Source organism: Peribacillus sp. P4_B1 (assembly GCF_056402395.1).
This window is the reverse complement of sequence record NZ_JBFUHM010000031.1, coordinates 1-21,380: the sequence shown is the minus strand read 5'-3', so window position 1 is coordinate 21,380 and position 21,380 is coordinate 1. Positions and strand designations below refer to the sequence as shown.

Here is a 21,380-nt window from a genome sequence, read left to right as displayed (position 1 = left end):
GAAATGAAAGCGGTTCAAGTACGGAAAGCTCATGAACTGATCATTCAAGAAGTGGAAAAACCTCGGATTTCAAACTCGACGGATGTCCTTGTAAAAGTAAAAAGAGTCGGGATTTGCGGATCGGATATGCATATTTACCATGGTACGAATCCTCTTGCTACGCTGCCGCGTGTCGTTGGGCATGAAGTAGCGGGAGAAGTTGTGGAGATAGGTCAAGGTGTCGCGGGCATAAAAGTGGGGGACCATGTTGTTATTGAGCCCATCAGTTACTGCGGGGAGTGTTACGCCTGCCGAAAAGGCCGCCAAAATGTTTGTGAAAAACTTTCCGTTTTTGGGGTACATGAAGATGGTGGGATGAGGGAATGGTTCGTCCTTCCGGAGAAACAATTACATGTTGTGGATTCCGCTTTAGCTTGGGAAGAAATAGTATTGGCTGAGCCATACACAATCGGCGCACAGGCCGTTTGGAGAGGTGAAGTGGAGGAAGGGGAAACAGTGCTTATCCAGGGAGCCGGGCCTATTGGAATTTGCATATTAAAGATGGCAAAGCTTCAAGGAGCATCAGTGATGATCACGGATTTAAGTGAAAAGCGTTTGGAATTCGCTAAAGAAAGCGGCGCCGATATCACCATCCATGCTGGAAAAGAAGATGTTCAAAAACGAGTGGAAGAATGGACGAAAGGCGAAGGGGCCAACGTTGTCATTGATGCAGTATGCTTACCGATGACATTCGAATTGTCTTTCGATGTCGTGTCAACGGCGGGGCGGATTGTCGTACTCGGTTTTGATGAACGTCCTTCATCGGTTTCCCAGCTACCAATCACAAAAAAGGAAGTATCGGTGAAAGGATCTAGATTGCAAACCAATCAGTTCCCAAAAGTGGTGAAACTTTTAAATGAAGGAAAACTCAGACATGAGGGTTTAGTTACCCATACATTTTCGCTTGATGATATCCAGGAAGCATTTAATTTTGTTGAAAATCATCCCGAACAAGTTCGAAAAGCGATCATCGTTTTTAATTAAGGGGGTAGGAGTTATGGATAAACATTCAATCATACATCGAATAACGGAAACGAAAGTTGTAGCTGTTATCCGGGGACAGTATGCAAAGGAGGCGGCACAACTTTCTAAAGCAGCTGTGGAAGGCGGTATTCAGGCAATCGAATTGACGTATACAACACCGGGAATTGAAGAAGCTTTCAAAGATCTGCAAAATACGGATGCACTATTAGGAGCAGGCTCGGTACTTGATTCTGAAACGGCTCGGCATGCGATTTTAGCTGGCGCCAATTTTATCGTCAGCCCCTATTTTGTCAATGGCGTAGCCGAACTTTGTAATCGATACGGCATTCCCTATATGCCTGGATGCATGACAATTAGAGAAATGGCTACATCATTGGAAGCAGGTTGTGATGTTTTGAAGTTATTTCCGGCAAATCATTTTGAACCTTCTTTCATCAAGTCGGTTAATGGTCCACTGCCCAATGTAAGGATCATGCCAACCGGAGGAATTAATTTGGATAACATGAAGGACTGGCTGAATGCAGGCGCGGTAGCAATCGGGATCGGCAGTGACTTGAACAAAGCATATCAAAATGGCGGATATGAAGCCGCAGTGGAATTAAGCCGAAAATACATGCAAAAAATTGCGGAATAATGGAGGTGCATGATGAACATTACATTTAGATGGTACGGGAAAGACAATGATACCGTTACACTGGAGCACATTAAACAGATTCCTGGAGTGAAAGGTATTGTCTGGGCACTTCACCAAAAACCTGTTGGTGAGGTATGGGAAAAAGAAGAAATTCAAGAAGAAATTGAGTATATCCAATCATTTGGTTTTCACACGGATGTCGTAGAAAGTGTAAATGTCCATGAATCGATTAAATTGGGTAATGAAGACCGCATGATATATATAGAGAAATACAAAGAGACGATCCGGAATCTTTCGGAAGCTGGAGTGAAGGTCATTTGTTATAACTTCATGCCGATCTTTGATTGGACTCGGACGGAAATGTTCCATCCTTTGGAAGATGGCTCAACTGCCCTGTTTTATGAAAAAGCGAAAGTGGATACTTTAGATCCTCAAGATTTAATTCGTACTGTAATGGAAGCTTCAGATTTAACTTTACCAGGTTGGGAACCAGAAAAGATGGATAGAATCTCTGAATTATTCGAAGCTTACAAAACTGTGGACGAAGAGCAGCTATGGGCGAATCTTGAAATATTCCTAAAAGAAATATTACCTGTTGCAGAGGCCTGCGGTATAAAAATGGCAATACACCCGGATGATCCGCCATGGTCCATTTTTGGCTTGCCAAGAATCATCACCGGTGAGTCGAGCTATGAAAAACTGATCTCGATTTCGGATTCACCATCGAATGCGTTTACCTTGTGTACAGGATCTATGGGGGCAAACCCTGAAAATGATATGGTCCAGGTGGCTAAAAAATATGCAGACCGTTCACCTTTCTCGCATATACGCAATGTGAAGATTTATGAAAATGGTGACTTTGTGGAAACATCCCATCATACCCAGGATGGATCGATCAATATACAGGGCGTCGTGGAAGAATTGAATAAGCAAAATTATACTGGTTATGTCAGACCGGATCATGGCCGCCATATATGGGGTGAAGTTTGCCGCCCAGGTTACGGTTTATATGACCGAGCATTGGGAATCATGTATTTGCTCGGATTATGGGATGCATATGAAGCTATTAAATTAGGTGAAAAATCATGATTCCCATTCATGAAAACTTATCGAACAGGGTGGCAGTTATCACTGGAGGCAGCGGTGTCTTATGTTCCAAAATGGCGGTGGAATTGGCCCGTCATGGTGTCAAGATAGCTATATTGAACAGAACGGCGGAAAAAGGGCAAGAAGTGGTCGAACACATTGAACAAACTGGGGGGACTGCGATTTCCATCGCGGCAGACGTTTTGGATAGAACCTCATTGGAAAATGCAAAAGGGAAAATAATAGAATCGTTCGGAAGAGTGGATCTATTAATAAATGGTGCGGGAGGCAATCACCCTGATGCGATTACAGCTCCAGAGAAATATGGGGAAGAAGCAGAAGGAAAATCCTTTTTTGAATTGGATGAAAATGGATTCTCTCAGGTTTTTGCCAGTAATTTCACCGGTACATTTTTGGCCAGTCAGGTTTTTGGGAAAGAGTTATTGCAAGTGGAAGCACCTGTTATCGTGAATGTATCTTCCATGAGCGCCTACGCTCCAATGACTAAAGTACCAGCATATAGCGCTGCCAAAGCTTCGATAAATAATTTTACCATGTGGATGGCTGTTCATTTTGCCGAAGAAGGTTTACGGGTGAATGCCATTGCTCCAGGATTCTTTTTGACGAAGCAAAATCGGGATCTTCTGCTTAATGAAGATGGCAGTCTGACGGCAAGATCTAATAAAATCATTACTTCAACACCCATGAAGCGCTTTGGGCAGCCTGAAGATTTACTTGGTACCTTGCTTTGGCTAGTTGATGAATCCTATTCGGGCTTTGTCACGGGAATTACGGTACCAGTCGATGGGGGCTTCATGGCATACTCCGGCGTGTGAATTCAGCTCCTATATATAGGCAAACAAGTGACCGTAAGTAAATTAGTTCCACTGTATGGGAAATTGACTTTTTTACTGCATCAGAAGGTGATTGTAAAGCTTTCCTTATTATAATAGAATATTCCTTATATATCGAAATCACACGACAGGGATGAATGAAATGAAAACCATTACAATTACTGATGTCGCCAATCACGCGAAAGTATCAAAAAGCACAGTTTCCCAATACCTGAATAAACGTTACGAATATATGAGTGAAAAAACCAGGAAAAAGATTGAAGAAACAATAGAAGAGTTAAACTATCAGCCTAATATAATAGCACGCAGTTTAAAACAAAAATCCACTTTTACCGTTGGGGTGGTGGTTGCCAATATCCTTCACACGTTTTCAACTCAGGTTATTAGAGCTATAGAAAACTACTTTTATGAACAAGGGTTCCATATTATCGTATGCAATGCAGATGACAATCCTGAAAAGGAAAAGAATTATATTGAAATGCTAAGAGCTAAACAAGTGGATGGGATCATCATATTCCCCACAGGGGACAACCTTGATTTATATCAACGTATGAAGAGTGATCATTTCCCGATTGTTTTCATGGATAGGACGATCGAAGAATTGGATATTGCAACAGTCATGCTCGATAATCACCTTGCTTCCAAGTTAGCGATCGACAGGTTTATTGAAAAGGGTTATAAAACCATTGCAATCATAACCACTTCAATAATACGCGATATCAGTCCTCGTATCGAACGGATCCAAGGGTACAAGGATTCACTCGCGACACATGGGATACCATTCAATGCTGAATACATTAAAACAGTGAACGCAGATGAAATTCCGGTTGCACTTTCAGAATTTTTCGAATTGGAAAAGCCGCCTCAAGCCATTTTGGCAGGAAATGATATCGTACTTAATGAAGTGTTGCGTTATATGAAACAGCACGAAATCAATATACCTGATGACATAGCGGTCATAGGGATCGATGATGTGCCCTATGCCAGTTTCTATACACCGACCATCACAACGGTAAATCAACCAGCCATTGAAATGGCCAACTTGGCAGCAGAGTTACTGCTTAGTCAAATCAATAAAATAGGAATAGAGGATACAAGCGTGCATCGCTTGAAACCGACTTTGCTTTCAAGGAATTCTTGCTAGACCGGATGTAAGAATTCCTGTGAAAAAGAAAGCGCTTTTTTACGGGAATTCTAAACCGATTTAGTTAAAGTTCATATAGGCTTTACTCTTGGTTATTAAATGGAAACGTTTCCAAAAATGCTGCTGCATTTATTGAAACGTATAGGGGGGTACTTTATGTTTTCAAATGGTAGAGGAATGGTCATCGTTTTCTTGTTCTTGGCAGGTGTAATAAATTATCTGGACCGATCTGCACTGTCCATTGCAGCTCCGTTCATCCAAGATGATTTATCCTTAACAGCAACACAGATGGGGATTATTTTTAGCAGCTTTTCAGTTGGTTATGCCATATTTAATTTCCTTGGAGGAATGGCGTCCGATAAATGGGGTGCAAAGATCACGCTCTTCGTGGCGATGATCGTTTGGTCTTTATTCAGTGGTGCACTTGTACTTGCTGTCGGTTTTGCAAGTATGATAATCATCCGCATACTGTTTGGGATGGGCGAAGGCCCTCTTTCTTCAACCATCAATAAAATGGTGAATAACTGGTTCCCAGCGAATCAGCGGGCATCTGTCGTTGGTTTGACGAATAGCGGGACGCCGCTTGGTGGCGCGATTGCAGGTCCTATAGTTGGATTTATTGCCATCTCATATGGATGGAGGGTTTCTTTCATTGCCATTATGGTGATTGGCCTGATATGGGCGATTTGCTGGTGGAAGTTCGTAAAAGAAAAACCAGAAGGGTCAAAAGAACAGAAACATACTGGGAAATCTTATGTAGCGGCAACATCGGAAGGAAAGGTGAAATTCACCTTTTATTTAAAACAAAAAACGGTTTTATTTACTGCTCTAGCCTTTTTTTCTTACAATTATATTCTCTTCTTTTTCTTAACTTGGTTCCCAAGCTATTTGGTGGATGCACGCGGCCTAAGTGTAGAAAATATGAGCATCATTACAGTGATTCCTTGGATTTTTGGATTCATCGGACTTGCTTTGGGTGGATTCGTGTCGGATTTCTTCTCTAAAAAATTCGCTCAAAAAGGTGTTTTATTCTCGCGTAAGCTCGTGCTTGTAACATGTTTGTTCTTATCGGCGGTATGTATCGGTTTTGCCGGACTTGTATCCACAACGGTCAGTGCGGTAACGCTTGTCGCACTTTCCGTCTTCTTCCTATATTTGACTGGTGCCATTTACTGGGCAATCGTCAACGATGTTGTCGACCCTGGTAATGTTGGATCTGTTGGAGGTTTTATGCATTTCTTGGCAAATACAGCAGGTATCATCGGACCGACGTTAACGGGGTATATTGTCGATACCTCAGGCACATACACAGTTGCATTCTTGCTTGCAGGAGGATTGGCCATCGTTGCATCGCTTGCAGTCATCCGTTTTGTAAGACCGATAGTAAAGCCTGTGTAATAGATTGTTAGAATGGAAGTGTCTCCCAAAGGAAATATCAAGGGAAGACACTTCCATTTTTCATGTTTACTAGGCATGCTTAGCGCATCCGATTTTCTTTTCGAAATGTTGCAGGTGTTTTTTCATTGTATTTTTTAAAGGTGCGAAAAAATTGGGGCATGCTTTCAAAACCACACATCTCAGCAATATGGGCAATGGTGTGATTCGTTTCCAGCAAAAGTTCCTTTGCCTTGATGATTCTTTTCGTATTTAAATATACTATTAATCCAATTCCAGTCGTTTCCTTAAAAACTCTGCTGAAATGAGCGGGACTGACCAAAGCTTTTTGTGCAAGTGTCGTCAAAGTCAATGCTTCATCGATATGTTCATTAATATAAATTAAAATATCTTTGATCCATTCTGAACGATAGCTATTGCCCTCTGGTATATCCACTTTGCCATTTATCCGGGTACGGTATAAATCAAGTATGATTTGATGAACGGTCAGCAAACAAGCATGCCTCGAGCCCATTGATTGGCTAGTGGTTTCTTGCAGGATGAGTTGTAGCTGTTCCTCCATCTTTTCTTGTTTATTTTTCGGCAATGATATTTTATAATTCTTACTCTTTTTTGTCAGGTCAAACAAATGTAAATATGAAAAAGAATCATCAACCATATCTTTATATATCAATGTGGGGCTGAAAAAGATAATGGTGGAGGTAACAGGGTCGTCCATATTGGGTAAAGCCCTATGAATTGTATTATTAGGGATCAGGAATACATCCCCTTGCTGCATATCATAAAACACATCACCAATAAAAAAGGTCCCCTTACCGTTATAAACATAAACAATTTCATAATAGTCATGCATATGATCGGACAATTCATTCTGGGGACTTTTCGTATCCTGATAGACAAAAGAAAATGGGAAGAGTAAATCATGATTTAATATATTATGAATTTTTTTCATTTCGTTCATCTCCTGAAAGTATAATACAACAAGAATGAGTATATTTATAGCAAAATATGCAATTTATATTTCAAAAATTGATGTTAAAATTAAAATAGATTTAAAAATTAAAAAAGTTCAAGCGAAAAATGAAAGGGCTTTCGGAATGGATTGGCGTTTGGTTTTGAACGTCTTCACTCATGAAAAGGAGGGGACAAAATGAATAAATTTGTTCAATTGCATTCAAATGATGATGTTGTTATTTCCTTGGAGGAGATTCATAAAGGACAGAGCCTCCATATTGAAACGGAAGACAGGGGAATGATCCATATCAAGGCAAGTGATGACATTCCTAAAGGGCATAAAATGTTAGTGAAACCGATAAAACGAGGGGAGGACGTAATCAAATTCGGATACTCGATCGGAAAAGCTAAAGAAGATATCTCAATTGGCGATTGGGTTCACACCCATAATCTAGCATCCGGTTTGCATGGTATATTGGATTATTCCTATCAACCTAGTAGTCAACATACAAAAGAGCCAAGTCAAGATCATACCTTCCAAGGATATATCCGTGAAAATGGGGAAGTGGGTATCCGGAATGAAATCTGGATCATCAACACGGTTGGTTGCATCAATAAAACATGTGAAATTCTCGCTAAAATGGGAAATGAGCAGTTTAAGGATCGACAAATCGATGGGATTCATCACTTTTCCCATCCATACGGCTGTTCTCAATTGGGAGATGATTTGACACATACACAGAAACTATTGGCTGCCTTGGCTCAACATCCAAATGCAGCAGGGGTTTTAGTTGTAGGGTTAGGATGTGAGAACAATCAAATCGAAGCATTTAAAGAGGTCATAGGCGAATTTCCTCCAAATCGCATTAAATTTTTAAAAGCCCAGGAGGTTCAAGATGAATTGGAGAGCGGCTTACGTTTAATGGGAGAATTAGTGGAATATGCCGAAGGATTCGTACGCAAGCCCGTACCGGTTTCAAAGCTGAAAATAGGCCTGAAATGCGGGGGTTCCGATGGTTTTTCAGGCATTACCGCTAATCCATTGGTTGGTGCGGTTTCCGACCTTATTGTAGAAAATGGCGGGACCACGATATTGACAGAGGTTCCAGAGATGTTTGGAGCGGAAACGATATTGATGAACAGGGCAAGAGATGAAGAAACCTTCAATAAAATCGTTGACCTTATTAATGATTTCAAACAGTATTTCATTCGCCATGATCAGGAAATTTATGAAAACCCTTCACCTGGAAACAAGGAAGGCGGCATAAGTACGCTGGAGGAAAAATCACTTGGGTGCACGCAAAAAGGCGGCCATGCCACTGTAGTGGATGTAAGCCCATATGGTGAAAGGGTAATGAAGCATGGTTTGAATTTAATCAATTCTCCGGGAAATGATTTGATTTCGGTGACGGCTTTGGCAGCAGCAGGTGCACATATCGTTCTGTTCACTACGGGAAGGGGAACACCATTTGGCGGACCGGTGCCAACCGTGAAAATAGCAACGAATTCAGATTTAGCCGATCGTAAAAAACACTGGATTGATTATAATGCAGGGCAGTTGATTGAAGGTCAAAAGATCGAGGAATTAAAAGACGGTTTATTCCAATACATTCTTGAACTTTCATCAGGTAAAAAGAAAACGAATAATGAAAAATTCGGTTATAGGGAGATAAGCATCTTTAAAGAAGGCGTCATTCTCTAACAGGTGTACATATCTATTAAGATACTAAAAAGGAGTGTTATTCAGTGAAAAGCATTGTTTGTGAACAACCTTTTGAATTTAAGATGATCGAGACGGAAAAACCGGTTCCAAACTCAGGCGAAGCTTTGGTTCGTGTGCGGCGAATAGGAATTTGCGGTACGGATATTCATGCCTATGGTGGTAATCAACCCTTTTTTAGCTATCCTCGTATACTTGGACATGAATTATCCGGTTATATTGAATCCATACCGGAGAATGAATCAGGGCTGAATGTAGGGGATCAAGTATCGATCATCCCCTATATGGAATGTGGAAAATGCCTGGCTTGCAGAAGTGGGAAAACGAACTGCTGTACGGATATGAAAGTTTTGGGTGTACATGCTGAAGGCGGCATGAGTGAGTGGATGACGGTTCCTTATAATCATTTGGTGAGAACAGAGGGTCTTACACTTGACCAATCCGCAATGATAGAGCCATTAAGTATAGGGGCTCACGCAGTTAGGCGCGCTGCTATTCAAATAGGGGAATTTGCACTGGTAATTGGAGCTGGTCCAATTGGCTTGGGAGTCATGGCATTCGCTAAAGAACAGGGTGCAAAGGTGATCGCAATGGATGTAAATGATGAACGCCTTGCTTTTGCTGGCCAATGGGCAAATGTCGATTATACGTTGAACGTTTTGGAGAATCCAATGGAGGAATTAGCCCAATTGACAAATGGAGATATGCCAAGCGTGGTATTTGATGCGACAGGTAATGCTAAGTCAATGATGGATTCATTTAAATATCCTGCTCACGGCGGAAGGTTGATTTATGTTGGGTTAGTTAAAGCGGATATTTCCTTTAATGATCCTGAATTCCACAGTAAAGAGCTTACATTAATGGGAAGCCGTAATGCAACAAGGGATGACTTTGATTATGTCGTGAAAACGCTGAAGAATGACAAGCTGGATATGGGCAGTTATATTACACACCGCACACATTTGGATGAAATGATCAATCAGTTTGAAGGGTGGTTAACTCCTGAAGCCAAAGTGATCAAGGCTATCGTCGAAATTTAAGCATTACGTATGCTGTCATAAGGGCAACCTCTTAAATCGCACTCCGAATTGGATATTTCAATAAGAAAGGTGTTCTTTGATCATGAACATAAATAAATGTCAGCTAAAGGGTCTGAGTAAAGCTACAAAAGCTGTCAAATATTCACATATGATGGATTTTCCCATAAAAGTATTGCAGATTGGGGAGGGGAATTTTCTTCGAGGCTTCTTTGATTGGATGATTCATGAATGTAATAAACAAGGTCATTTCATGGGAAGTATTGCAGTTACCCAGCCTCGCCGCGCCGGAAAAGGGAAAATAGAGGAAGTGAAGCGGCAAGATGGCCTGTATACATTAATGTTACGTGGTTTACACCAAGGGGAGAAAATGGAACATACAGAGATCATTTCCGTTTTTTCGAAGGTAATTGATCCATATGAAGATTGGGTGGAATTTTTAGCGTTATCGGAAAATCCTGAATTGGAATTTGTAGTTTCCAATACGACTGAAGCAGGGCTCAAATACCAGCTGATTCCTTTGGAAGAAGGAAAACCAATTGAATCCTTTCCAGGAAAACTGACTGCTTTTTTGTATCATCGTTATCTGCATTTCAACGGAGATGCGAAAAAAGGACTGATCATGCTGCCTTGCGAGCTTTTAGAGAGAAATGGTGATTCATTGAAGCAATGCGTTCTTAAGCATTGCAGGGATTGGGATTTACCAAAGCCATTCATGAAGTGGGTGGACCGGGACAACCTATTCCTAAACTCGCTTGTAGACCGTATCGTTACAGGATTCCCAGCCAGTGAGTCGGAAAAACTATTTTTGGAATGGGGATATAAGGATACTCTGCTAAATACGGCAGAACCCTACCATTTATGGGCTATTGAAGGTGACCCTTGTATTGAACAACGTCTTCCTTTACAACAATCAGGCTTAAATGTACGTTGGGTAAAAGATTTAACACCTTATCAAATGAGGAAGGTACGGATTCTTAATGGTTCTCATACCTTGATGGCACCTTTAGGCATGTTATCTGGAATGGAAGAAGTAAAACAGGCAATCGATCATCCGGAATTCAACCAATTTCTGAGCAATGCCATCGAAAAGGAAATAATTCCATCATTACCTTTTGATCAAAATGAGATGATGTTATATGGGGAAAGTGTTCTTGAGCGATTTAAGAATCCTTTTGTACATCACCTCCTGGCCGATATTTCGCTGAATAGCATTTCGAAGTTCAAGGTCCGTCTCCTGCCTACCTTAGAGGAATATCATAAGGCGCGTGGCAGGCTGCCTGACTGTATCGTACGAGGTTTTTCAGGCTTGATCCGATTTTATAAGGTTCACGAAGTGAAGGGTAGTTATATTGGTAAAAGCTTTGCGGGTAAAGTCTACGTCGTTAAAGATGATATAAAGACAATTGAATTTTTCAAGGAACAATGGCTTCGGTATGATAAGGGGGAAATCCCACTTAGACAATTGATAGAGGCTACCTTAAGAAATCAATATCTATGGGGGAAGGATTTGAGCGATATCACGAACCTAGGAAACGAATTATGTCGATATTTGGAAGGGATGATGGACTGAAATTATCGGTTGTTGATTAGGTAAAGTTCATGAATAACCTCCCAATCTCTTATATTATAGCCCGTCAGCGGTGAATGTTTGCACTTGAAAGATCAGAAAAGTGAAATGAACATATGTTTTCCAAAATGAATGTGCACTAACATTCCGTTATTTTTTACTTTATTTTATTTGTATTTTTGGTATAATTGATTAGTGATAAATTTTCTTGGTAGTTTCCTAATGGAAAGATATCAAAAGAATTACATATTCTTTATTCCCGTGAAGGGGAGTAGCGTCAGGGATAACCTGAAATAAAGTCGTCATTACGTGGGAATTCCACCGGCTTTATTGGCCTAATTCATTTAGTGCTTAGCGAGACCTTTGCCATTTATGGCAGAGGTCTCTTTATTTTTGTATAAAGGAGGAAAATGTATTGGATTTTTTATCAGGTGAATTTATTTCAGGACTTTTAGCGATCATTATGATAGATTTGGTTCTTGCTGGTGATAATGCGATCCTTATTGGATTGGCTGCAAGAAAGCTTCCAAAAGATCAGCAAAAAAAGGTGATAATATGGGGAGCTGTCGGGGCAATCGTGATAAGGATCATTGCAACGCTGCTGGTTGTCGTAATCTTAAAGGTGCCTGGACTGCATTTAATAGGGGGATTACTTCTGGTATGGATCGCTTATAAGCTCCTTATCGATGAAGAAGAACACGATTTGAAGCCTGCAGACTCCATGTGGGCTGCCATAAAAACCATTATTATTGCAGATGCTTTGATGGGATTGGATAATGTCCTAGCGGTTGCAGGAGCTTCTCATGGTAATTTCACTTTAGTGGTAATCGGTTTACTTGTATCCATTCCAGTAGTGATGTATGGAAGCACTTTGATCTTGAAACTGATTGAACGCTTCCCATTCATCATAATAATTGGTGCGGGAATTCTAGGCTGGACAGCTTCTAAAATGATTGTAGCTGAACCGTTCATGCACGACTACTTTGTCAATCCCTTCATCAAATATGGATTTGAAGCAATTGTCGTGATTGGAATCCTGGTTGCTGGAACTTCAAGACAGCAAAAGATAGAAAAAGAGAAAGCAAACAGCGATAAAATGCAAATTGAACGTAATGGATAATGGGGACCAAGAGACCTTTCGCAAATGAAAGGTCTCATCTTTTTGTCTAAGCCCGAATTGATATAAGTTACCAAAACAAGGAAAGGGTGTACCAAAGTACTGACTTTGGTACACCCTTTTGCAACTATTTAAGGAAACGATGATATCTTAATGCATGAAAAGAATATGATTAATCTTAAAAATTCCAGCTGCATTCCGATCACTATATCTATCTGGGCCAATCGATCCCTGTTTGATAAAGTGCGTATTTATTAGTTTAAGTTAATCCATACACTTTTAACTTCCGTATAATTATCCAATGCATAACTGCCCATTTCCCGACCGATTCCACTTTGTTTATAACCGCCAAATGGAGATGCTGCATCAAAGGCATTATAGCAGTTTACCCATACTGTACCTGCTTTTAATTCATTGGCCACATAATGGGCTTTTTTTACATCTTGTGTCCATAAACCAGCAGCCAATCCATATTCAGAGTTATTTGCACGGTTTATCACATCGTCCAAATCGTCAAAAGGCATGGCAGCTACAACAGGACCGAAAATTTCTTCTTTAGCGATTGTCATTTCATCTTCAACACCAGCAAATATTGTAGGTGCTACAAAATAACCCTCTCCTTGTCCGTAATTGCCCCCTGTAACCACTTCAGCTCCTTCAGATTTCCCTTTTTCGATATAACTGCCCACTCTTTCCAATTGTTCACTGGATACCAAAGGCCCTATCTGGGTAGATGGATCAAGACCGGCCCCTTGTTTAATATTTTTTGCGTGGGACACTAAGTCAGCTACTACGTTATCATAGGATTTCTTCTGAATGTACAGGCGGGAACCGGCACAGCAAACTTGTCCTTGATTAAACATGATGCCCATTAAAGCACCAGGAATGGCTTTACTCATATCTGCATCCGGTAATATGATATTAGGTGATTTCCCGCCTAATTCCAACGAGATTTTTTTCACGGTACCCGATGCTTGGCGCATGATCATTTTCCCTACTGAGGTTGAACCTGTAAACGCAATTTTATCGACATCAGGATGGTCTACAAGCGGTGATCCTGCTGTTTCACCAAATCCAGGTATCACATTAAGTACGCCAGGAGGAAAACCTGCTTCAAGCGCCAATTGCCCTAAATATAATGCTGAAAGCGGCGTTTGCTCCGCTGGTTTTAAAACGATCGTACATCCGGTTGCGAGGGCTGCACCTAATTTCCATGCTGCCATAAGTAGAGGGAAATTCCAAGGGATGATCTGTCCTACCACTCCAACTGCTTCATGACGGGTATAATTAAAGTAATTCCCTGCAACAGGTATTGTTTGACCTACTATTTTAGTGGTCCATCCAGCGTAATAACGGAAGTGTTCGATTGCAAGTGGGACGTCTGCATTTGTGGTTTCGCCAATTGGCTTACCGTTATCCAGGGTATCTAATTGTGCCAATGCCTCTTTATGATCCTCCATAAGATCAGCTAATTTATAAATGAGGCGACTGCGTTCCGCTGCACTCATTTTTTTCCAAGGACCGTTGTCGAAAGCCTTACGGGCTGCTTTGACTGCTTTATCTACATCTTCCGGACCTGCTTCACTCACGACCGCTAAAACTTTGCCGTTTGAAGGATCGAGGGTCTCAAAGGTTTTTCCTGAAGCAGCCTCCACCAATTCCCCATTAATCAAAAGCTTTTTAGTGCCCTTCAAGAATTCTTGCACTCGCGGATTAAGTTTAATAGTTTGTTCCATGTATAATACCCCTTTTCAAAGTAAAGTTTGATCATGTAAATCTGTTCGGACATGGCGTTGTCTTCAATTTATCTTTGGCTGATCTGTGGCATGCATGAATTTCTTCTGTCATTGGAATCTAAGGTTCTTATTTTTGGGATTATTTCCCTCCTCATCAAAAAGGAATCAATTTCTTGTCATGTAATTATGCAAGTCATATGCCAATAACAAAAAAACAATGAAATCAATCGAAGAGGAGCGAAGGAAGGCGCATAACTGTTCCAAAATGGAACAGTTATGTGTTCCAAAATGGAACAAAAAAGTATAATATTTGGCATAACTCAGTTTTCGTTTTGGTTAATATCTGAATTTTCTGTTATGATTAAATTATATGGATGAACCTTTAATGCTCTGAAACTGAAGAGAGCTTATAGTGACCTTAATGAAAAATTGAATCAAAATAACCGTTGCCTTTTATTGAATTTTACATATGGGAGGACTTATTCAATGTCTGTTAATATTAACGCAGGTAAAGAAACCATTCCGGCATTTATTCAAGAATCTTGGAAGCGGTGCCATTCAAAAGGTCTTCAGCCAAGCATGATGGATAAGGAAGATATGCTTGGCGAATTTGAGTTGGCTGAATATCACGATCAATACGCAGAACTCTTGTACCACTCTTCCCCCCTTTTAGAAGAAGTCTATAGTTCGATCAATGGCCTGGAGTCGATTTTATTACTTGCTGCTCCTGAAGGATATATCATCGAAACAGTTGGCGATCCAGCCTTCATACGGCATGCAGATAACGTTTCCCTCAGAAAAGGGGCCAATTGGCTAGAGGAAACAAAAGGGACAAATGCAATCGGAACGGCCATAGTAGAGAAAAAACCTGTATTGATTCACGGCAATCAACACTTTCATCAGGATAACCATTTCCTTACTTGTGCCGCTTCCCCCATTTATCACCCTGATGGGCATCTACTAGGTGTTTTGAACTTAAGCAGTCATCAACAGAATTATCATCCTTTTTCCATTAGTTTAGTTCAGAGGGTGGCTGATAGTATCAAACAGGCACTCCAATTGTCCCATACTCAGAAAAGGGAGAAAAACCTTTATTTTATATATGATCAATACCCTGATCCTCTAATTACCATCGATAAAGAGGGCAAAGTTACAAATCTCAATATTGCGGCGTCAAATATTATTGGCACATTGAAAAAACCGATATCGAATATAATATCAGGATTAGACCCACTTGTTTTAGGAAAAAGGATTTCAATAAAAGACCAGGAATTCGCAGTTCAAACCCTTGGTGAAAACATGGAACATCAATCCTCCGTGATCCTACGGTTAAAAAAACAAAAATTGAATAATGGTTTAACTAATCGATATCAATTTACCGATATGATCAGTAATGATCCACAAATGAATCAAACCATATCCATTGCTAAAAGAGCTGCAATGCTTGATATCAGCATACTAATTACTGGAGAAAGTGGAACGGGAAAAGAGCTGTTCGCTCAATCCATTCATGGGGCTAGCTTAAGAAGTGATAAACCGTTCATCGCGATCAACTGCAGCGCAATACCCGAAAACTTATTGGAAAGTGAGTTATTCGGGTATGAAAAGGGTGCCTATACTGGCGCAAAAAGCGGYGGAAATAAGGGGAAATTCGAAGCTGCTGATGGCGGAACCCTGTTTTTGGATGAAATCGGGGACATGCCGCTTTCAGCTCAAGCGACTCTGCTTCGCGTGCTTCAGGAACGATGTGTGACGCGTGTCGGCGGACATGCTTCCATTCCAATCGATGTAAGGATCATTGCCGCCACCAACAAAGACTTACAAAAAGAAATGGAAGCGGGAGAATTCCGTGCCGATCTATTTTTCCGACTGTGTGGATTATCATTAAAACTTCCAAATTTAAGGAGTCGTAAAGATTTATTACTGTTAGCAGAATACATTTTAGCTGAAATACCTTATAAGAATGAATATACCGAACTAACGGACGATGCTAAATCATTCATTTTGGAATATTCTTGGCCAGGAAATTTCCGCGAATTACAAAACGTGCTCGGCCAGGCTGTATTCCTAACTGATAATGGTCCGATTACAAGGGGCACGCTCAAGGCACTTTGCCCTGTTTCAACTACACTGGAAAAAAGGGCAGTTGCCGATCGGGAACCAAGAAACTTTCAAGAACATGAAACCCAACTTATTAGAAAAGCGTTGGAAAGAACAAATGGAAATATTAGTACTGCCGCAAAACAACTTGACATCGGCCGAAATACACTTTATAGAAAAATGGGAAAGTACGGAATTGCCTTTCAAAAGTAAGAGTTTCATAGGATATAAAAAGCGGGAATAAAGTGGTTCCCTTTTATTGCCACTTTCTGCCCCCGCCTGATTTGTTGGTTCTTTGTTATCGCAAGCACTACCAAAACAAGCTACATTTCAACCTCAAAAACAATAATTTATGAAGTGCAGAAAATCAAAATCTCATATAGAATGATGTTATTGATATAGTATCTAAAATTCCGCAAGGGGATGTGGTGGTCAAAAGTATGGAATTGTCATTTGAACATATGAAGTATAAAAATGTATTGATTCAATATCTGGAAGAAAATGAATCTTTGTTTTTAAATGAATGGAACAAGACCATTAAAATCGATGAAATAGACCCCTACAAAGAAAGAATTAAAGAAAATGGATATGGCATGTACTCGCTGGTCATCCAAACGTTTAAGGAGGCATTGTTTGAAGATGTGTTGATTAAATTAGCTTACCAGGTTGCGAAAGAACGCCTTGAAGCCAATATCAACATCGGGGACTTTCTATATAATATTAATTTAGGGCGAAATATCATAATCAGGAATGTTTTTGGTGCCAATATCCCCATTTATTATATGCAGAAATTCATTAATGAAATCAATTTGCACTTTGATACGTTCAGCTATCATGCCGTAACGAGATATACGAATCTTACAAATGAAGTGATTGAGGAAAAAAAGTCTTATATCAGTGAAAACCATAAAGATAAATTAGCGGTACTGGGACAGATATCATCAAGCTTTGTACATGAGTTCCGAAACCCGCTTACAGCTATCATGGGGTTCAATAAATTATTGAAGAGGGAGAATCCAGGCTTAAAGTATTTGGATATCATTGATTATGAATTAAATCAGTTGAATTTCAGGATAACCCAATTCCTGCACACCTCTAAATCTGATTTTAATGAGGAACAACGAGAAGAAATTTCCGTGTTAAAGTTAATTGAAGAAATACAAGAACTGACATACGCGAATATTGTGGATGCCAGCGTAAATGTGGAATTAGATATTTATCCAAACTTAGTCATGACAGCGAACAAGGATGGGTTGAAACAAGTGTTCTTGAATCTTTTTATAAATTCCATTGATGCATTAAAGGATAAGGAACACCCTAGAATTTTGAAGATAGACTCTTTAATTGAGGCGAATGAGAAAATAATTCGAATTTCTAATAATGGACCGGCCATTGCCAGTGAATTGATCGAATCAATTTTTGAGCCCTTTGTCACAACAAAAGAGTTAGGAACGGGAATTGGATTATATGTATGTAAAAAGATCATTGAAAGGAATGATGGGTATATGAATTGTGTCTCTAATGAAAATTTAACCACATTCAGCATCCATTTCCCAGATTTGTCATAATTCAATGGTGTTTGATTATGTTTTTATTTTTTTCATATATACATTTACTGCTGCAATAAGTTTTTTGAACTTGTGATTGGTGTAACGACCGAACGTTTACACGTTTCGGATGAGTACTGGAAAATACTTATATGATACTTAATTCGAAACACAAATGCCCTTATCTAATTACTTTTAATAATAAGGTTCTTCTATTTCTATTATTATTTAATACATAATCTATAATTATATCGTTAAATACGAAAAAGAGCTGTAATCAACAATTATGAAAATATCATTATAAATTAAGTGGAAAATGCCTACATTCTCTAAACTTTGAGTGTAGGCTTCTTTTTTTCTAGATATCATTAATTATTAGAAATTTTTAATTTTTTTAGGAAAAAAGATGTGATTCGTTTGTGAATTAAAAAGTAAGAATAATTAATAAATGATTCGTTTTTTTTCTTTTCGATTCAGTAATGAATCGAATCTATGGATATGAACAATCCAAATCCTTATAAACTTATAAACATTTTTTGGCATGGATATTGCTACTATAAATATGATTACAAATTTTTAGTAAGAGGGGATGTTTATTGAGAAAGAGAGTCAGGTATAGATGAATTTGGTGGAATCAGATACATAACCAATTATTCTTTAAAGTCAGCAATTTTCATGTGAAGTGTCCATAAGTTCTATACATATCAACCAAATGTTTTTTTATTACTTCTTTGATAAAGGTTCTCAAGTTTTTGTTTTGTTCTGCAGTCTTTCAAGAAAGGGATGGATCACCATTAAAGAAACTAAAAGTCTAAATAAAGTTCTTTCTAAGGTAGATATATTATTTTTGGCATTCGGAGCCATGATTGGTTGGGGTTGGGTAGTATTATCAGGTACTTGGATTGAATCAGCAGGTACACTTGGAGCGATGATAGCATTTTTAATAGGTGGAGTATTGGTCACTTTTGTAGGTCTGACCTATGCAGAATTAGCTTCAGCCATGCCCGCTGCTGGAGGTGCCCTATCTTATGTATTAAGGGGCGTCGGTCCTAAAGCTGCATTTGTAGCATCATGGGCCCTCGCATTAGGGTATATATCTGTGGTTGCTTTTGAAGCGGTTGCATTGCCAACTGTCATTGAATATGTATTTCCAAATTATAAGGTAGGACTCATGTATTCTATTACTGGATATGATGTGTATTTAACATGGGTGCTTGTTGGGGTAATAGGTTCCATATTAGTTACACTGATTAATTATTTTGGTGTGAAATCGGCAGCCATTCTCCAAATGGTTTTAACCATCGTAATAGGTCTCATTGGTTTAATGTTAATCTTTGGTGCTGGATTCACTAGTGATTTGGGAGATGCGAAACCACTATTTTTGGATGGCACAGTAGGAATCATAACTGTACTGATCATGACTCCATTCATGTTTGTGGGTTTTGATGTAATACCTCAAACAGCTGAAGAAATGAATGTTGAGCCGAAGTTAATTGGGAAAATTCTTATATTTTCAGTAAGTCTTGCCGTTATCTGGTATATTGCCATTATATACGCGGTAGGAGTATCTTTAGATAAAAGTATATTAGCAATTTCCGTATTACCAACGGCAGATGCAATGGCCAAAGTCTATGGATCGAGCATTTTTGCAACCATCTTGATTATAGGTGGTGTTGCAGGTATTTTGACGAGCTGGAATGCATTTATCATTGGCGGCAGCCGAGTTCTCTATTCAATGGCGGAAAAAAAGATGATTCCAGCTTGGTTTGGTAAATTACATCCGAAAACAAATACGCCTACTAATGCTGTTTTGTTTATAGGTGCTTTATCCATGATTAGTCCATTATTAGGGAGACCTATGTTAGTTTGGTTGGTGGATGCTGGCGGACTGGCTATTGTATTGGCATATTTATTCGTAGCTATCGCATTTGTTCAATTGAGAAAAAATGCTCCTGAGATGGTAAGACCTTTCCGTGCTGGAAAATCAAATATTGTGGGCTGGATCGCGTTGATTCTTAGCATAGGATTTATTGCCTTATACTTACCAGGTATGCCAGCGGCTTTAATTTGGCCTTATGAATGGCTGATTTTTGCAGGCTGGTGGGCAATTGGTTTTCTCCTCATGTTCAAAATGAGAAAAAATTATAGTTCTGGAGAAATGAAGTACAACGCAGCCCATTTGCCAATGGATGAGGTAAAAGAAGGGTGAAAGGAAAGAATTGATCTGAGCCACTTTTGGCGAACCATATGCCATAAAGATGGATTATTCTTATTAAAGGGCTGCTCTTAGTGAGCAGCCTTTTTCGCTAGGTCCAAAAGGATGGTAATTATACCGAAGAAAAACTTGTTGGAAATTTGGATATAAACGGTTTTCTATCACTTCATTTCTGGCTGATTTTTAGTGCAGACGGTGATTATGATACTCATTCATTTGCAACTTTGAAATCCTTTGCTAGAATATAATCTATAGAAAAGATTAGGAGTGGTTACTGTGGCTGAAACTCCAGCTGAAGATTTGATTCATTATATCGCACCAAAAGGAGAGTATATCCCTTTTTTAGATGATACGGACTATATCGCTAAAGGATTGGAATGGAAATTATTCACTGCCCGTTCGGTAAAAAGGGAACTATTATATAAAAGCGGTAGCTTTCAAGGAAAAGTCAAATTAGCAGGGTATGAACAATATGGCAACGGTCTTGACACGGTAGTCGTTGAATTTGAAAATGGTAAGCTTAGTTGCATTCACCCTTCCTATTTAAAGGAAATGCAAAGTTCCAGTTTCGGAAAAGAGTTGTTGAGTGGACCGGTTTCCGAAACATCCGCAGTACCAAGTGAAAAGGAACAGGTAATAGATGCTCCAATAACGGAAACTTCCGATCAGCTAAGTGAAGAACCAAAAAAGGCAAAAACCAAAAGTAAAAGGACGACAGCAAAACCTAAATTGGAGTTACCTGGAGAAAAAGTTCATTTCACTGCAACCGTCAAGGAGTTCACGGCGAAAATGAACCATTTCACTGGTGAAGAAGATGAAGTCATACTCTTGGAGAATGTCAAAGTGACAACGGAACCCGAACTTACAATCGGTGATGCATGGTGTGGATATAGCAAGACATTAAAAAAAGCTGAGCTCGAAGAAGGGGACGAAATCGAATTTGATGGAAAAGTGGTCGATAAAAAATACAATAAAGAAATACGATATAAAGTAAATAATCCATCAAAGTTAGTGAAAAAGGGGATGGACGCTTAAAATGCATGAAGTTATACAAAAAAGGGAGTAAGCCGCTGCGAGGCTGCTGAAAAACTCACGTTTTTCTAACTAGTACGGTAAATCAAATTAAAAAAAGACGATTCTCATTCGGTACTTGAATGGAAATCGTCTTTTTTTGCTTCTGTTTGTCACTTTTTTAGGCCATTAATTTCAATATTCTTTTCAAGTTAACGGTGAAAATAGCCATTGCTC

The 21,380-nt window shown here is 39.5% G+C and carries 17 protein-coding genes; 15 read left to right on the top strand and 2 right to left on the bottom strand.

What is annotated here, in order from left to right:
* Positions 1–3 precede the first annotated feature (3 nt).
* The 6 genes from AC1DVK_RS17300 to AC1DVK_RS17275 all read left to right on the top strand — a co-directional run bounded on the left by AC1DVK_RS17300 (position 4) and on the right by AC1DVK_RS17275 (position 6,139).
* On the top strand, positions 4–1,023 hold the full coding sequence (locus AC1DVK_RS17300; RefSeq protein WP_477626985.1) for a zinc-binding alcohol dehydrogenase family protein: 1,020 nt from the start codon (positions 4–6) through the stop codon (positions 1,021–1,023).
* Positions 1,024–1,036: 13 nt separating this feature from the next.
* The gene (locus AC1DVK_RS17295) at positions 1,037–1,657 is read left to right on the top strand and encodes a bifunctional 2-keto-4-hydroxyglutarate aldolase/2-keto-3-deoxy-6-phosphogluconate aldolase (protein ID WP_477626984.1); all 621 of its coding nucleotides are present in this window, start codon (positions 1,037–1,039) and stop codon (positions 1,655–1,657) included.
* A gap of 12 nt (positions 1,658–1,669) precedes the next feature.
* Positions 1,670–2,746: a mannonate dehydratase gene (uxuA, locus tag AC1DVK_RS17290; RefSeq protein ID WP_477626983.1), complete on the top strand. Its 1,077-nt coding sequence runs from the start codon at positions 1,670–1,672 to the stop codon at positions 2,744–2,746.
* The gene (locus AC1DVK_RS17285) at positions 2,743–3,579 is read left to right on the top strand and encodes an SDR family oxidoreductase (protein ID WP_477626982.1); all 837 of its coding nucleotides are present in this window, start codon (positions 2,743–2,745) and stop codon (positions 3,577–3,579) included. Before uxuA ends, AC1DVK_RS17285 begins: the two co-directional genes overlap by 4 nt.
* Positions 3,580–3,739: 160 nt before the next feature.
* On the top strand, positions 3,740–4,741 hold the full coding sequence (locus AC1DVK_RS17280) for a LacI family DNA-binding transcriptional regulator (RefSeq protein ID WP_477626981.1): 1,002 nt from the start codon (positions 3,740–3,742) through the stop codon (positions 4,739–4,741).
* A gap of 156 nt (positions 4,742–4,897) precedes the next feature.
* Positions 4,898–6,139: an MFS transporter gene (locus tag AC1DVK_RS17275; protein WP_477626980.1), complete on the top strand. Its 1,242-nt coding sequence runs from the start codon at positions 4,898–4,900 to the stop codon at positions 6,137–6,139.
* Positions 6,140–6,218: 79 nt separating this feature from the next.
* Here the strand turns inward: AC1DVK_RS17275 and AC1DVK_RS17270 are convergent, their stop codons facing one another.
* Complete coding sequence (locus AC1DVK_RS17270; protein ID WP_176431955.1) at positions 6,219–7,088, bottom strand: AraC family transcriptional regulator; 870 nt, start codon at positions 7,086–7,088, stop codon at positions 6,219–6,221.
* 34 nt (positions 7,089–7,122) lie between these two features.
* On the opposite strand from AC1DVK_RS17270, the gene AC1DVK_RS17265 reads away from it, so the two are divergent.
* The 5 genes from AC1DVK_RS17265 to AC1DVK_RS17245 all read left to right on the top strand — a co-directional run bounded on the left by AC1DVK_RS17265 (position 7,123) and on the right by AC1DVK_RS17245 (position 12,537).
* Positions 7,123–7,290: a hypothetical protein gene (locus tag AC1DVK_RS17265; protein ID WP_477626979.1), complete on the top strand. Its 168-nt coding sequence runs from the start codon at positions 7,123–7,125 to the stop codon at positions 7,288–7,290.
* The gene (locus AC1DVK_RS17260) at positions 7,287–8,792 is read left to right on the top strand and encodes a UxaA family hydrolase (RefSeq protein WP_477626978.1); all 1,506 of its coding nucleotides are present in this window, start codon (positions 7,287–7,289) and stop codon (positions 8,790–8,792) included. The genes AC1DVK_RS17265 and AC1DVK_RS17260 overlap by 4 nt, the downstream gene beginning before the upstream one ends.
* Positions 8,793–8,836: 44 nt before the next feature.
* A complete protein-coding gene (locus AC1DVK_RS17255; protein WP_477626977.1) occupies positions 8,837–9,850 on the top strand; it encodes a zinc-binding alcohol dehydrogenase family protein in 1,014 nt (337 codons plus the stop codon).
* A gap of 82 nt (positions 9,851–9,932) precedes the next feature.
* On the top strand, positions 9,933–11,420 hold the full coding sequence (locus tag AC1DVK_RS17250; RefSeq protein ID WP_477626976.1) for a tagaturonate reductase: 1,488 nt from the start codon (positions 9,933–9,935) through the stop codon (positions 11,418–11,420).
* 412 nt (positions 11,421–11,832) lie between these two features.
* A complete protein-coding gene (locus tag AC1DVK_RS17245) occupies positions 11,833–12,537 on the top strand; it encodes a TerC family protein (protein WP_061463437.1) in 705 nt (234 codons plus the stop codon).
* 251 nt (positions 12,538–12,788) lie between these two features.
* Here AC1DVK_RS17245 and AC1DVK_RS17240 read toward each other — a convergent pair whose 3' ends face one another.
* The gene (locus tag AC1DVK_RS17240; RefSeq protein ID WP_089363397.1) at positions 12,789–14,270 is read right to left on the bottom strand and encodes an aldehyde dehydrogenase family protein; all 1,482 of its coding nucleotides are present in this window, start codon (positions 14,268–14,270) and stop codon (positions 12,789–12,791) included.
* A gap of 486 nt (positions 14,271–14,756) precedes the next feature.
* Here AC1DVK_RS17240 and AC1DVK_RS17235 point away from each other — a divergent pair, with 486 nt between their 5' ends.
* From AC1DVK_RS17235 to AC1DVK_RS17220, 4 genes are all read left to right on the top strand, one after another.
* Positions 14,757–16,583, top strand: coding sequence for a sigma-54-dependent Fis family transcriptional regulator (locus tag AC1DVK_RS17235; RefSeq protein ID WP_477626975.1), 1,827 nt, complete (start codon positions 14,757–14,759; stop codon positions 16,581–16,583).
* 227 nt (positions 16,584–16,810) lie between these two features.
* A complete protein-coding gene (locus AC1DVK_RS17230) occupies positions 16,811–17,938 on the top strand; it encodes a histidine kinase N-terminal domain-containing protein (RefSeq protein WP_089363399.1) in 1,128 nt (375 codons plus the stop codon).
* 766 nt (positions 17,939–18,704) lie between these two features.
* Entirely contained in the window at positions 18,705–20,126 is a 1,422-nt protein-coding gene (locus tag AC1DVK_RS17225; RefSeq protein ID WP_410862564.1) for an APC family permease, read from the top strand.
* 282 nt (positions 20,127–20,408) lie between these two features.
* Positions 20,409–21,167: a hypothetical protein gene (locus AC1DVK_RS17220; protein WP_155727324.1), complete on the top strand. Its 759-nt coding sequence runs from the start codon at positions 20,409–20,411 to the stop codon at positions 21,165–21,167.
* Positions 21,168–21,380: the final 213 nt, after the last annotated feature.